This is a genomic window from uncultured Comamonas sp. (assembly GCF_964277875.1).
GTDB classification, from domain to species: Bacteria; Pseudomonadota; Gammaproteobacteria; order Burkholderiales; family Burkholderiaceae_C; genus Comamonas; species Comamonas sediminis.
In genome coordinates this window covers 1-12,475 of the sequence record NZ_CAXYJV010000036.1, presented here as the reverse complement: position 1 = coordinate 12,475, position 12,475 = coordinate 1, and the positions used below count along the sequence as shown (strand labels likewise).

General features: G+C 66.1%; 12 protein-coding genes. 8 read left to right on the top strand and 4 right to left on the bottom strand.

The genetic code is table 11. The features are described from left to right. Positions 1-12: 12 nt before the first annotated feature. The 3 genes from ACHWUQ_RS13015 to ACHWUQ_RS13005 all read right to left on the bottom strand — a co-directional run bounded on the left by ACHWUQ_RS13015 (position 13) and on the right by ACHWUQ_RS13005 (position 2,155). Positions 13-651 carry a 2-dehydro-3-deoxy-6-phosphogalactonate aldolase gene (locus ACHWUQ_RS13015; protein WP_394681392.1) on the bottom strand — a complete coding sequence of 213 codons (639 nt, stop codon included), beginning with the start codon at positions 649-651 and terminating at the stop codon, positions 13-15. Then, a complete protein-coding gene (locus ACHWUQ_RS13010) occupies positions 648-1,646 on the bottom strand; it encodes a 2-dehydro-3-deoxygalactonokinase (RefSeq protein ID WP_394681391.1) in 999 nt (332 codons plus the stop codon). Before ACHWUQ_RS13010 ends, ACHWUQ_RS13015 begins: the two co-directional genes overlap by 4 nt. Positions 1,647-1,768: 122 nt before the next feature. Next, entirely contained in the window at positions 1,769-2,155 is a 387-nt protein-coding gene (locus tag ACHWUQ_RS13005) for a RidA family protein (RefSeq protein WP_133855106.1), read from the bottom strand. A 131-nt stretch (positions 2,156-2,286) separates the two neighbouring features. Between ACHWUQ_RS13005 and ACHWUQ_RS13000 the strand changes: the two genes are divergently transcribed. The 8 genes from ACHWUQ_RS13000 to ACHWUQ_RS12965 are packed head-to-tail and all read left to right on the top strand — an operon-like array spanning position 2,287 to position 11,617. Continuing rightward, positions 2,287-3,861 (top strand): ABC transporter substrate-binding protein, encoded by a 1,575-nt coding sequence (locus tag ACHWUQ_RS13000; RefSeq protein WP_394681390.1) that lies wholly within the window; start codon positions 2,287-2,289, stop codon positions 3,859-3,861. Positions 3,862-3,886: 25 nt separating this feature from the next. Further along, entirely contained in the window at positions 3,887-4,837 is a 951-nt protein-coding gene (locus ACHWUQ_RS12995; protein ID WP_133855104.1) for an ABC transporter permease, read from the top strand. Next, on the top strand, positions 4,837-5,730 hold the full coding sequence (locus ACHWUQ_RS12990; RefSeq protein ID WP_373450361.1) for an ABC transporter permease: 894 nt from the start codon (positions 4,837-4,839) through the stop codon (positions 5,728-5,730). The genes ACHWUQ_RS12995 and ACHWUQ_RS12990 overlap by 1 nt, the downstream gene beginning before the upstream one ends. Then, on the top strand, positions 5,730-6,848 hold the full coding sequence (locus tag ACHWUQ_RS12985; protein WP_394681457.1) for an ABC transporter ATP-binding protein: 1,119 nt from the start codon (positions 5,730-5,732) through the stop codon (positions 6,846-6,848). The genes ACHWUQ_RS12990 and ACHWUQ_RS12985 overlap by 1 nt, the downstream gene beginning before the upstream one ends. A gap of 2 nt (positions 6,849-6,850) precedes the next feature. After that, a complete protein-coding gene (locus tag ACHWUQ_RS12980) occupies positions 6,851-7,867 on the top strand; it encodes an ABC transporter ATP-binding protein (RefSeq protein ID WP_394681456.1) in 1,017 nt (338 codons plus the stop codon). A gap of 11 nt (positions 7,868-7,878) precedes the next feature. After that, positions 7,879-9,150: an amino acid deaminase gene (locus tag ACHWUQ_RS12975; RefSeq protein ID WP_394681389.1), complete on the top strand. Its 1,272-nt coding sequence runs from the start codon at positions 7,879-7,881 to the stop codon at positions 9,148-9,150. A gap of 1 nt (position 9,151) precedes the next feature. Continuing rightward, positions 9,152-10,102, top strand: a complete 951-nt coding sequence (locus tag ACHWUQ_RS12970; protein ID WP_312528269.1) for a MurR/RpiR family transcriptional regulator — start codon at positions 9,152-9,154, stop codon at positions 10,100-10,102. A gap of 33 nt (positions 10,103-10,135) precedes the next feature. Continuing rightward, positions 10,136-11,617, top strand: a complete 1,482-nt coding sequence (locus ACHWUQ_RS12965) for an amidohydrolase family protein (protein ID WP_394681388.1) — start codon at positions 10,136-10,138, stop codon at positions 11,615-11,617. Here the strand turns inward: ACHWUQ_RS12965 and ACHWUQ_RS12960 are convergent. After that, positions 11,614-12,201 carry a dihydrofolate reductase family protein gene (locus ACHWUQ_RS12960; RefSeq protein ID WP_394681387.1) on the bottom strand — a complete coding sequence of 196 codons (588 nt, stop codon included), beginning with the start codon at positions 12,199-12,201 and terminating at the stop codon, positions 11,614-11,616. The two genes, ACHWUQ_RS12965 and ACHWUQ_RS12960, sit on opposite strands and share 4 nt — an antisense overlap. Positions 12,202-12,475: the final 274 nt, after the last annotated feature.

The window sequence follows — 12,475 nt, the reverse complement described above, 5'->3', positions numbered from 1 at the left end:
GGATCAGTCCGATCAGCCGGCCTTTGAAGCGCGAAAATTTTCTGCAAACGCCAGCGCATCCACACGCACCTGCGCGGCTGTTTTGCCGGGCTTGAACAGTGCCGAGCCAATGCCAAAGCCTGCCGCGCCCGCTTGCAGCCAGGGGGCCATGTTGTCTGGCGCAATGCCGCCGACGGGGTAGATGTTGCTGCCCTTGGGCAGCACGGCCAGCAGGGCCTTGATGACGGCGGGCGATGCCAGCTCGGCCGGGAAGATCTTGAGGCCATGCGCGCCATGCTCCAGCGCCATGAAGGCCTCGGTCGGGGTGAAGACGCCAGGCAGGCTGATCAGGCCGAGCTTGACGGCCTCGTCGATCACGGCCGGGTTGCAATTGGGCGAGATGATGAGCTGGCCGCCAGCGGCATGCACATCGCGCACCTGCTGGGGCGTCAGCACCGTGCCTGCGCCCACCAGCACATGGGGATAGGCCTCGCGCATCGCGGCAATGCTCTCGAGCGGATCGGGGGAGTTCAGCGGCACTTCCCACAGGCCAAAACCGGCCGATTGCAAGGCGGCACCCACGGGCACAGCCTCGCCGGGGGTGAGGCCGCGCAGGATGGCGATCAGCGGCAGCTTGGCCTGCAGGGCCTGGAATGTTTGAATCAGGTTCATGGCTGGGGTGGCAGTGACTGCGGTGTGGAGAGGGTCGTCTGGGTCAGGTGGTCGTAAATCGCTTGGTGGCCGGCCCAGGTGGCCTCATCACCAAAAGCGACCGCTTCGCAGCCCACATGGCGCAGCGCCAGGCTGTAGCGCTGCACCAGGGTGCTGGAGCCGATGACGGCGACGCGGCTGCCCGCAGCCGTCGGCATGGTGCGCAGCTCCTGGCCAATCAGCAGGCCCGAGAGGTAGCTGGCCGACTGGGCCGGATCGAGCGCGCCAAACAGTGACAGCGCACGCGTGCCAAACAGCAGGTGGCTCAAGGTGTCGGGGCACTGCGCCCGCTCCAGGCCCTGGATGAAGGCGGTCTCGTCCAGCGCAGCGCCGCTGTCCAGGGTCTTGCCCAGGATGGAGTGCTGGGCCAGCAGCGCAAACAGCTCGCCGGTCATGAAGGTCTTGAAGCCGGTGATCGTGCCGTTCTGCGCCTGCACCCATTTGCTGTGTGTGCCCGGCAGCAGCAGCAGGCCGTCGCGGCTGCCCATCAACCGCAGCGCGCCGATAACCTGGATTTCCTCGCCGCGCATCACATCGGGCACGCCATGCACGGGATCGACCTGGCTCTGCGCCAGGCTGCTCATGCCCGGCACGATGGCCGTCGGTACGCGCTGCGGAACATCGAGCCAGAGCAGCTGCTGGCACAGCGCGGAAAAATCGGCCGGGCAGGGGCAGTAAGGCGCCTCCTGCCAGCCCTGGCGGCTGCCCACCATGCCCGACAGCAGGCACAGCTGCGGGTCCTCGGCCAGCCAGTCGCCAAAGTGCTGTGCAAACGCATCGGCAAAGCCGCCAGGCGCCACTTGCAGAATGCCTTGGGGCAGCGCGCGCCGCTCGCTGATGTGGCCCTGCGCATCGATGCGCACGCCCCGCAGCGAGGTGGTGCCCCAGTCGATGGCAATCATGCGGGGGCGCAGGTCGCCCGGCGCGCGGGCAGTAAAGGATGGGGGCTTGGGCATGGGCGGTGAAAAAGGGGCCAAAAAAAGCGCAGACGTGGTCTGCGCGGGCCATTGTAGAAGCGCCTGCAGCGGGCCGCTGTCGCGCCTGCTGCGCGCGCTCATTCCGCCTTAGCGCGTATGTTTTACAGCGGCTTGTAGGCCGTCACGTCGATCTCGACCTTGGCGTCGATCATCAGGCGCGATTCCACGGTCGAGCGGGCCGGGCGGTGGTCGCCAAAGCACTCCATGTAGACGCGGTTGAAGCTGCCGAAATCACGCGGATCGTCGAGCCAGACGTTGACCTTGGCGACATCGGCCAAGGTGCAGCCGCCCAGCGCCAAGGCCTCTTCCAGGCGCTTGAACACGGCGCGGGTCTGCGCCTCGATACCGCCGGGCACGACCTGGCCCTGGTCATCGGTGGGCACGGTGCCCGAGACAAAAACAAAGTCGCCTGCGCGCACGGCGGGCGAGAGCGGACGGGCCAGACGGTCCGATGCGAGAGGGGCTTGGCCTAGGGTAATTACTGTCATGGGGTGGGTCTCCTGTATGTAAAGATATTACATCAACAACCGATAAACCTGTCAATAAATCGATTTGAAGGCGGTTTTTAGCGGTTGTGGTGTAAAAAAATTTCTTCACCCCTTCGATGAAAGCCTGCCCCATGAACGCCCTTGCCTTGCGTGTCCGCACGTCCCGTCGCCAACTGCTTGCCGCAGCCCTGTTGGCTGCCGGCTGCGCAGGCCTGCCAGCGGGCAGCGCCTGGGCCCAGGCAGCCCACAAGGGCGGTGCCGCCAATCTGGCGATGATTGGCGAGCCCCAGAGTCTGGATCCGATGGTCAGCTCCACCGACCTGGTGGGCACCATCATGCAGCATGTCTACGAGCCGCTCTTCACCTTTGATGCGCAGTGGAACCTCCAGCCCATGCTGGCCCAGGCCATGCCCGTGATTTCTGCCGATGGCCTGACCTACACCATCACGTTGCGCAAGGGCGTCAAGTTCCACAACGGCAAGGAGATGGTGGCCGATGATGTGGTCGCCTCGCTGCAGCGCTGGATGGACGTGTCGGCACGTGGCAAGGCCGTGGGCCAGGAGATTGCCAGCATGACCGCCAAGAACCCGCAGACGGTGGAGATCAAGCTCAAGGCGGTGTATGCACCGCTGCTGGCCCACCTGGCGATGCCCAGCGGCATGGCCGGCATCATGCCCAAGGAAGCGGTGGCACCGGTGCTCAAGGATTTCATCGGCACGGGCCCTTACCAACTCAAGGAACGCAAGCCCGACCAGTTCACCGTGCTGCCACGTTTTGACCAGTACGCCGCGCGCAGCGAGCCCGCCAGTGGCTACGCCGGCAAGCGCGAGGCCCAGCTCGATGAGCTGCGCTTTGTGCCGGTGCCCAATGCGACGACGCGGGTCGAGGGTGTGCTCTCGGGCCAGTTCCAGTACGCCGACCTGCTGCAGGTCGAATCGGTAGGCCGCCTGGAAAAGGCTGCGCCCAACGTGGTGCCGATCGTCACGCAGAACTTTGGCTTCCCCTATATCGTCTTCAACACCAAGGAAGGGGTGCTGGCCAAGAAGGAGCTGCGCCAGGCGGTGCAGACCGCAATGGGCCCGGCCGAGATGCTGCAGGCCGGTTTTGGCGACAAGCGCTTCTTCGCCGCCGAGCCCAACTTCTTTGCCAAGGGCACGCCGTACTACTCGGATGCCGGTGCCAAGCAGTACAACCAGAAGAACCCGCAGCTGGCCAAGGACCAGGCCGCCAAGGCCGGCTACAAGTCCGAGCCGATCCGCATCATGGCCAGCCGCCAGTATGAGTTCCACTACAACATGGCGCTGGTGATGGCCGAGCACTTGAAGCGCGCCGGCTTCAAGACCGAGCTGCAGGTGGTGGACTGGGCCACCCTGGTACAGCGCCGCAACGATGCCAAGCTCTGGGATGTCTACATGACCCACTCGGGCCTGTTCCCTGAGCCGATGCTGTCGCCCCCCCAGATGGGCAGCGGCGCGCCGGGCTGGTGGGAGACCGAGACCAAGAAGGCCGCGCTTGCCGCTTTCAATGGCGAGCCCGATGTGGCCAAGCGCGGCCCGCTCTGGGGCAAGGTGCAGGCGCTGGTCTATGACGAGGTGCCCTTTGTCGAAGTGGGCAAGTTCAACGCGCTGTCGGCACGCTCGTCCAAGCTGCAGGGCTACCAGCCCATGCCCTGGCCTTTCTTCTGGAACACCTCGCTGAGCCAGTAAGCCCCAGCGACTCTCGAGTTCAGCCATGCTGCATTTTTTAGTCAAGCGCCTGGGCGGCGCTGTGGTGGTGCTCGCCCTGGTGGCCGTGCTGGTGTTCCTGCTCACGCGTCTGGCGTCGGGCGATCCGGTAGCGCTGCTGCTGGGTGACCAGGCCACCGCCGCCGATATTGCTGCCGCGCGCGTGCAGTACGGGCTGGACAAGCCCCTCACGACCCAATTTGTGCTCTGGATTGGCCAGGTGCTGCAAGGCAACCTGGGCCAGTCTCTCTTCTTGCAGATGCCGGTCACGCAGGCACTGCTCGAGCGCGCCGAGCCCACGATGTTTCTGGCGCTGTTCGCCGTGTCGATTGCCGCGTTGATCGGTGTGCCCTGTGGTATGGCCGCAGCCGTGTGGCGTGGCAGCTGGATCGACCAGGTGCTCAGCAGCATTGCGATGCTGGGCGCGAGCATCCCCAGCTTCTGGTTCGGCCTGATCCTGATCCAGGTGTTTGCCGTGCACCTGGGCTGGTTCCCGGCCTCGGGCTATGGCGATCCGGACGCCAGCTTTGGCGACCGCCTGCAGCATCTGCTGCTGCCGGCGCTGGTGCTGGGCGTGCTCAACTCGGCGCTGATCATCCGCTTCACCCGCGCCTCGGTGCTCGACATTCTGGGCGAGGACTATGTGCGCACCGCCCGGGCCAAGGGCCTGGGTGAGTCGGTGGTGCTGGTCAAGCATGTGCTGCGCAATGCGCTGGTGCCGGTCGTCACCGTGCTGGGCCTGACCCTGGCCTTGATGATTGGCGGCACGGTGGTGACCGAGACCGTGTTCAATCTGCCCGGCGTGGGCAACCTGGTGGTGCGGGCCGTGCTGCGGCGCGATTACCCGGTCATCCAGGGCACCTTGCTCGTCATTGCCGCCATCTACGTTTTCATCAACCTCGCGATCGACCTGCTCTACACGGTGGTGGATCCCCGCATTCGTCTGGAGGGCCAATGATGAACGCCTCCCCAACGGCATTGCCGCTGCCCGCGCGCGGCGGCTGGGCCCAGTCCCCCTGGTTCAAGACCTTGCGCCGGCTGTTTGCGCGCAAGGTGGTGCTGGCGAGTGCCTTGGTGCTGCTGCTGATTGCCGCCACCGCGTTGCTCTACCCGCTGCTGACCGACTCCGACCCCAATGACATGAATATCAGCATGCGCCTGCATGCGCCTTCGTGGGCGCACTGGGCCGGCAACGATGAGCTGGGCCGCGATGTGATGGCGCGCATCATCTACGGCGCGCGCTACTCGCTGATGATTGGCCTGTTCACCGCGCTGGGCGCCGTGGTGCTGGGCACCTTGCTGGGCATGCTGGCCGGCTACTTCCGCCGCCTCGATGCACCGCTGATGCGCCTGGTCGACGCGATGATGGCCTTCCCCGACATCCTGCTGGGCATTGCGCTGGTGTCGATCCTGGGTGCCTCGCTGTGGAATGTGATTCTGGCGCTGACCATCGTCTACACGCCGCGTGTGGCCCGCGTGGTGCGCGCCTCCACGCTGGTGCTGCGCGAGCTGCTGTTTGTCGATGCCGCCAAGGCGCTGGGCGTGCGCACGCCGCTGATTCTGTGGCGCCACATCCTCCCCAACCTGCTGTCGCCGGTGCTGGTACAGGTCACCTTCATCTTTGCCTATGCCATCCTGGCCGAGGCGGGCCTGTCCTTTCTGGGCGTGGGCGTGCCGCCTGACATCCCCACCTGGGGCACGATGATTGCCGGCAGCCTGGAATATGCCGACAAGGCGTTCTGGACCATTCTGACCCCCGGCGTGGCCATTGTGCTGACGGCGCTGTCGCTGCAGCTGCTGGGCGACGGTGTGCGCGATCTGCTCGACCCCAAGCTGAAGAACAAATCATGATGAACACCGCCACCCCTGCAGCGGCCGCCAGCCTGGCCGCGCCACGCCTGGCCGCGCCCCGCCTGGATGTGCGCTCGCTGTCGACCTCGTTCGCCACCGAAGGCGGGCGCATCCAGAGCGTCTCCGATGTGAGCTTTCAGATTCTGCCGGGCCAGACCCTGGCCCTTGTGGGCGAGTCGGGTTCGGGCAAGTCGGTCACCAGCCTGTCGCTGATGGGCCTGCATGCCAAGACCTCGCAAGCCCAGGTGCGGGGCCAGGCCCGGTTTGTGCAGCGCGATGGCCGCACGGTGGATCTGCTGTCGCTGGATGCCAAGTCCCTGCGTGCGCTGCGCGGCAATGAGCTGGCGATGGTGTTCCAGGAGCCCATGACCAGCCTGAACCCGGTGCTGACTGTGGGCGAGCAGATTGCCGAATCGGTGCGCCTGCACAAGGGCCTGGGCAAGGCGGCGGCCTTGGCCCATGCCCAGCGCATGCTGGAGCTGGTGGAGATACCGGCTGCCGCCCAGCGCGTGCATGAGTACCCGCACCAGCTGTCTGGCGGCATGCGCCAGCGGGTGATGATTGCGCTGGCCATGGCCTGCGACCCGAGCCTGCTGATTGCCGACGAGCCCACCACCGCGCTGGATGTGACCATCCAGGCGCAGATCCTGGCCCTGATGGGCCGGCTGCAAAAGGAGACGGGCATGAGCATTCTGTTTGTGACCCACAACCTGGGCGTGGTGGCGCAGTACGCCGATGCGATTGCGGTGATGTATGCCGGCCGCATTGTCGAGACCGCCAGCGTGCATGCGCTGTTTGCCGCGCCCCAGCACCCCTATACCCAGGGCCTGCTGGGCTGCCTTCCCGGCATGGCGCGCCAGCGCGAGCTGGCCGAGGCCGCCGCGCTGCGCGCCGGTGGCAAGCCGGCCTTTGTGGGGCGGCGCCGCCTGGATGCCATCCCCGGCCAGGTCTCCAGCCCCTTGAGCCCGCCGCCCGGCTGCGCCTTTGCGCCGCGCTGCAGCAAGCGCCTGAACGCCTGCGAGCAGGCCATGCCCGGCCTGGAGACATGGCGCACCGGCAACGATGCCCAGCCCAGCGAGCGCCAGGTGCGCTGCATTCGCGCAGGAGAAGCCGCATGAGCATGACCGACACCCTGGAACGCCCGGCCGAGGTGGCCACGGCAGCGCCCGCAGCGGCTGAGCCGCTGGTGCGCATCCAGCATTTGAGCAAGCAGTTTGGCAGCGGCGCCCACCCGGTGCGCGCGGTGCAGGATGTTTCCTTCGACATTTACCCCGGTGAGACCCTGGGCCTGGTCGGCGAGTCCGGCTCCGGCAAAAGCACCATCGGCCGGCTGCTGACGCGGCTGATCGAGCCGACCGACGGCGAGCTGCATTTTCGCAAGCAGGGCGGCGAGACCGTGGACCTGGCGCACCTGGGCCCCAGCGCGATGCGGCCACTGCGTGCCGATATCCAGATCATCTTTCAGGATCCCTATGCCAGCCTGAACCCGCGCATGCGCATCCGCGATGTGCTGGGCGAGGCGCTGTCCACCCACGGGCTGGCGCCCGGTGCGGCGCGCCAGCAGCGCATTGCCGAGCTGCTGGACCAGGTGGGCCTCAGACCCGAACATGCCGAGAGCTTTCCGCATGAGTTCTCCGGCGGCCAGCGCCAGCGCATCGGCATTGCCCGGGCGTTGGCGGTGGAGCCGCGCTTTATCGTGGCCGATGAGCCGCTGTCCGCGCTGGATGTGTCCATCCAGGCGCAGGTGGTCAATTTGCTGGGCGACCTCAAAGATCGCCTTGGATTGACGCTGCTCTTCATCTCGCACGATTTGGATGTGGTGGAATACCTCTGCGATCGCGTGGTGGTCCTGTATCTGGGCCGTGTGGTGGAAGTGGCACCGACCGAGGCCTTGTATGCCCGGCCGCGCCACCCCTATACCCAGGCCTTGCTGGCAGCCGCACCGATTCCGGACCCGGCCCAGCGGCGCAGCATTCCGCTGCTGTCGGGTGACCTGCCCAGCCCCAAGAACCCACCGAGTGGTTGCGTCTTTCGTACCCGTTGCCCGCAGGCCGAGGCGCGTTGCGCCCAGGCTGATATGCAGCTGCGCCCCGTGGCCGAAGGCCATCTGCAGGCCTGCTGGAAAGTCCAAGATTGAGAGAGTGAACCATGCAACCCGATTTTTTGATTGACGCGCGCAGCAAGAGCTACCCGCTGGCTGCTGATCCCACCCAAGCCTCTGCATTGGCCGCACGCGGCTGGAATGTGCTGCGCGATGACCTGCCTTATCCGCTGGCCGTCATCCGCCAGTCGGCCCTGGCCCACAACGCCCGCTGGATGCAGGACTATGCGGCACGCCGCCAGATCCAGTTTGCGCCGCATGGCAAGACCACCATGTCGCCCCAGCTGTTTGACCTGCAGCTCAAAGGTGGCGCCTGGGGGCTGACCTTTGCGACCATCTTCCAGCTGGCCGTGGGGGTGGAGGCCGGTGCGCGCCGCGCCATCATTGCCAACCAGGTGGTGGCACCTGCCGATCTGGATGGGCTGGACGCCTTGCTGAGCCAGCACGCGGATCTGCGTGTCTGGTTCCTGGTGGACTCGATCAGCCAGCTGCGCTGCATCGAGGACTGGAGCCGCGCACGCAACAGCGCACGCCGCTTTGATGTGCTGATCGAGGTGGGCATTCCCGGCCAGCGCACCGGTGTGCGCAGCCAGGAGGACGCACTGGCGCTGGCCCAGGCCATCCATGCCAGCAGCAGTGCCCAGCTGGGCGGCATCGAATGCTATGAAGGGGGCCTGACCCAGTGCGACAGCGCCCATGACATCCCCGCCGTCGCCGAGCTGGTGCGCCGCGTGGTCGACATTGCCAAGGCCTGCGATGCCCAGGGCCTGCTGCCTGAGGAGGCACCGATCCTGAGCGCTGGCGGATCGGCCATTTTTGACCTGGTGGTGCCGTTGCTGCAGGGCGCGGGCCTGTCGCGTGCCTTTACCGGCGTGCTGCGCTCGGGCTGCTACATCACCCATGACCATGGCAACTACCGGCGCCTGCTCAAGCTGGTCGAGCAGCGCGAGGGCGTGACCGACTCGCTGCAGGCCGCGCTGGAGGTCTGGGCCATGGTGCAGTCCGTGCCGGAGCCAGGCCTGGCCTTGCTGACCTGCGGCCGCCGCGATATCTCCTACGACCTGGAGATGCCATCGGTGCAGCGCCATGCGCCGCGCGGCAGCCAAACGGCGCAGCCCGCGCCTGCCGGCTGGACGATCTCGGCCCTGAACGACCAGCATGCCTACCTGCGCTTTGACCCGGCGCAGGGCGCACCGGCCGTGGGCGACCGCATTGCGCTGGGCATCTCCCACCCTTGCACCACGTTTGACAAGTGGCGCTGGATCCCGGTAGTGGACGATGCCTGGAACCTGGTCGATGCGATCGAGACAAGGTTCTGAAATGGCCAGTTCCAAAACAGCGCTGAGCCTGCAGTTGCTGCAACAGCAGCAGGCCGCGCTGCCGCTGGCCCAGCGCCAGGTCATCGATGTGATCCTGCGCGACCCGGGCGCCGCCGTGCTGGCCACCGTCGAGCAGCTGGCGCTGCAGGCGAATGTGTCCATGCCGACGATCGTGCGCATGTGCCGCCGCTTTGGCTATGCCTCGGTGCGCGAGTTCATGGTGGCACTGGCGCAGACCTTGGCGGTGTCGGGATCGCACCTGCACCGCAGCGTGCAGCAGGACGACTCCACCGCCGAGGTGGTCAGCAAGATCGTGCATGCCGCTGCCGGTGCGATTGCCAACCTGGGCCAGCGCCTGGATGCGGCGCTGATCGACGAGGTGGCCGGCAAGATGGCCAAGGCCTCGCGCATCGATTGCTACTCGGTCGGGGCGGCCTCGTCCTTCATGGCGCAGGAGCTGCAAAGCCGCTTGTTCCGCCTGGGTCTCACGTCCAACGCCATCTTCGATGCGCACCAGCAGCTGGTGTCGGCCTCGACCTTGGGCAAGAACGGCGTGGCCTTTGTGATATCGCATGTGGGGCGCATGCCCTACACCCTGGAGGCGGCGCAGTTTGCCAAGCAGCAGGGCGCCACCGTGGTGGCCCTGACCCAGCCGGACACGCCGCTGGCCGAGATGGCCGACCACGTACTGGCGGTGAATGTGCCCCAGGACGCGGTGATGCGCGTGGGCACCGAGGCCTACCTGGCCCACCTGGTGGTGATCGAAATCATGATGGTGCGCCTGGCGCAGATTCTGGGGCCGCGCGTGGTCACGGGCATGCAGCAGTACAAGCGGCTGCTGGAGACCCATGGCTTTGACAGCTATGAATACATGGGCTTTCAGCAGCCCGCGCAGCAGCGCAAAGGGGATGCACCCGCCCCCACCAAACAACAAGGCCCAACCGCCGGCTGATGGCAGCCGGCAGCAGTGCCTGGAGATACAACAATGGAACGCAGAGTGTGGTTGAGCAATGGCACGGTGGTGGATGGCACCGGCCTGTCGGAGTTTGTGGGTGATGTGTGGCTGCAGGGTGGGCGCATCATCGGCGTGTTTGCCCGCGATGGTGCGGCCGGCGCCGCACAGCAGGCAGCGCTGGCCGACTGGAAGGCGCAGGACCCGCTGCAGATCGACTGCACGGCCAAGGTGATTGCACCGGGCTTTATCGATGTACACACCCACGACGATGCGGCCGCGCTGAACAGCCCGGCCATGCTGCCCAAGCTCTCGCAAGGGGTGACCACGGTGATCGCGGGCAACTGCGGCATCTCGCTGGCACCGGTGGTGACGGCGCATCCGCCGGCACCGCTGTCGCTGCTGGGCGACCAGCAGTTCCGCTTTGGCAGCATGCAGGATTACGCAGCCGCCGTGGATGCGGCGCAACCCTCCATCAATATCGCCGCGCTGCTGGGCCACACCTCGCTGCGCATCAAACACATGGCCGATCTGAGCCGCCCGGCCAATGCGGCCGAGCGCGAGGCCATGGCCCAGGACATGCACGAGGCCATGCAGGCCGGCGCGCTGGGCCTGTCCAGCGGCATCTTCTACCGCGAGGCGTATGCGGCGGACATGCAGGAGCTGGTAGCGGTAGCCACCGTGGCCGCCCGGCATGGCGGCGTCTATGCCACCCATATCCGCGACGAGCTCGAAGGCATTCTGGAGGCCATGCTGGAGGCCGCTGGCACGGCCCGGCAGTCGGGCCTGCCGCTGGTGCTGTCGCACCACAAATGCGCGGGCTCGGCCAACTGGGGCCGCACGCTGCAGACCTTGCCGCTGGCCGACAAACTGGCGCAGCAGCAAGAGCTGTCGATGGACGTCTACCCCTACACCGCCGGCTCCACCGTACTGCGCGAGGACCTGGTCGATGGCGTGATCGATATCCTGATCACCCGCAGCGAGCCCCACCCCGAGGTGGGCGGCCGCTACCTGCGTGATATTGCGAAGGACTGGGGCATGAGCGAATACGACGCCTGCGTGCGCCTCAAGCCCGGCAATGCCTGCTACTTCCAGATGCGCGAAGACGATGTGGAGCGCGTCATCCGCCACCCGCTGGCCATGATCGGCTCGGACGGCCTGCCCAACGACGAGCGCCCACACCCCCGGCTCTGGGGCGCCTTCCCCCGCGTGCTGGCCATGTACTGGCGCGAAAAGGGCGTGCTGAGCCTCGCCCAGGCGGTGCACAAGATGACGGGCATGTCGGCCCAGCGCTTTCGCATGGCCGACCGCGGCCTGCTGGCCGCCGGCAAGGCCGCCGACGTGGTCGTGTTCGACCCCGCCCGCATCCAGGACCAGGCCACCTTTGAAAACCCCAAGCAGCGCAGCGTGGGCGTGGAAGCCGTCTGGGTCAATGGCGTGCTCAGCTACACCGAAGAGGCGGGCGCCTTGCCGGCGCGTGCTGGGCGTTTTGTGCGGCGGGCGGTGGCGGCTTAGGCGCCAGCCTGGGTCCCGTCCTGTGGCTGCCCCGCTGCCGCATAAAGCAGCCGGTAGTCACTCTGCACAAAGCCAAAGTCATAGCTGCGCGTCTGCAGATGCTGGGCTGTCACCGTGCTGCAGCCATCCCCCAAGGGCCCGAACAGCGGCAGGCCGCTGCCCAGCAGCACGGGAATGTGGGTGATGGTGATCTCGTCGAGCAGCTGCGCGTTGATAAAGGACTGGATCAGCTGGCCGCCATCCACATAGGCCGCGCGCACGCCGCTGGCGGCCAGATGGGTGCGGAGTGCCGGCAGACTGCCCTTCCACAGCTGTGCAGTAGCGGGCGCGCCAGCGGGCAGGGCGCTCCACTGGCGGGACACCACATAGACCGGCTTGTCATACGGCCAGGCGCCAAAGCCCAGCACCGTGTCAAAAGTTTTGCGCCCCATCAGGATCACATCCACACCGGCCATGTACTGCGCATAGCCGCAGTCTTCCCCTTCAGGCACGGTGGCATTGGCGGCATTGAGCCAGTCCAGGCTGCCATCGGTTTTGGCAATAAAACCGTCGAGGCTGGTGGCGATAAAGCTGCTGCATTGCATGGGGATGTCCTGGTGAAAATCATGGCTAAGCCTTGCATTCTAGGCAGGCTGCAGCAGGGCGCTGGGGCGAAATACCTGTTTTTTTAACAGTGGTCAATTTCCCCATTGAATGATTCGATTTGAATATCAATCCATCCACATAAAACATTAGACACGAATCATTGAGAGCGGCACCATGCAAGCTAGCCCATTGGGATCCTCTGCAAAACTCCCTGCCGTGGTCTGAACGCGGTCTCGGGCGATCCGCTGCGTTGTCTTCCTTGTCAATAGCTAC

What these genes read in the sequence shown, in the direction of transcription:
- ACHWUQ_RS13015 (WP_394681392.1), bottom strand. Translation starts at nt 651, where the DNA reads ATGAACCTGATTCAAACATTCCAGGCCCTGCAGGCCAAGCTGCCGCTG.
- ACHWUQ_RS12960 (WP_394681387.1), bottom strand. Translation starts at nt 12,201, where the DNA reads ATGCAATGCAGCAGCTTTATCGCCACCAGCCTCGACGGTTTTATTGCC.
- ACHWUQ_RS12985 (WP_394681457.1), top strand. Translation starts at nt 5,730, where the DNA reads ATGAACACCGCCACCCCTGCAGCGGCCGCCAGCCTGGCCGCGCCACGC.
- ACHWUQ_RS12975 (WP_394681389.1), top strand. Translation starts at nt 7,879, where the DNA reads ATGCAACCCGATTTTTTGATTGACGCGCGCAGCAAGAGCTACCCGCTG.
- ACHWUQ_RS12990 (WP_373450361.1), top strand. Translation starts at nt 4,837, where the DNA reads ATGAACGCCTCCCCAACGGCATTGCCGCTGCCCGCGCGCGGCGGCTGG.
- ACHWUQ_RS13010 (WP_394681391.1), bottom strand. Translation starts at nt 1,646, where the DNA reads ATGCCCAAGCCCCCATCCTTTACTGCCCGCGCGCCGGGCGACCTGCGC.
- ACHWUQ_RS12995 (WP_133855104.1), top strand. Translation starts at nt 3,887, where the DNA reads ATGCTGCATTTTTTAGTCAAGCGCCTGGGCGGCGCTGTGGTGGTGCTC.
- ACHWUQ_RS12970 (WP_312528269.1), top strand. Translation starts at nt 9,152, where the DNA reads ATGGCCAGTTCCAAAACAGCGCTGAGCCTGCAGTTGCTGCAACAGCAG.
- ACHWUQ_RS12965 (WP_394681388.1), top strand. Translation starts at nt 10,136, where the DNA reads ATGGAACGCAGAGTGTGGTTGAGCAATGGCACGGTGGTGGATGGCACC.
- ACHWUQ_RS13000 (WP_394681390.1), top strand. Translation starts at nt 2,287, where the DNA reads ATGAACGCCCTTGCCTTGCGTGTCCGCACGTCCCGTCGCCAACTGCTT.
- ACHWUQ_RS12980 (WP_394681456.1), top strand. Translation starts at nt 6,851, where the DNA reads ATGACCGACACCCTGGAACGCCCGGCCGAGGTGGCCACGGCAGCGCCC.
- ACHWUQ_RS13005 (WP_133855106.1), bottom strand. Translation starts at nt 2,155, where the DNA reads ATGACAGTAATTACCCTAGGCCAAGCCCCTCTCGCATCGGACCGTCTG.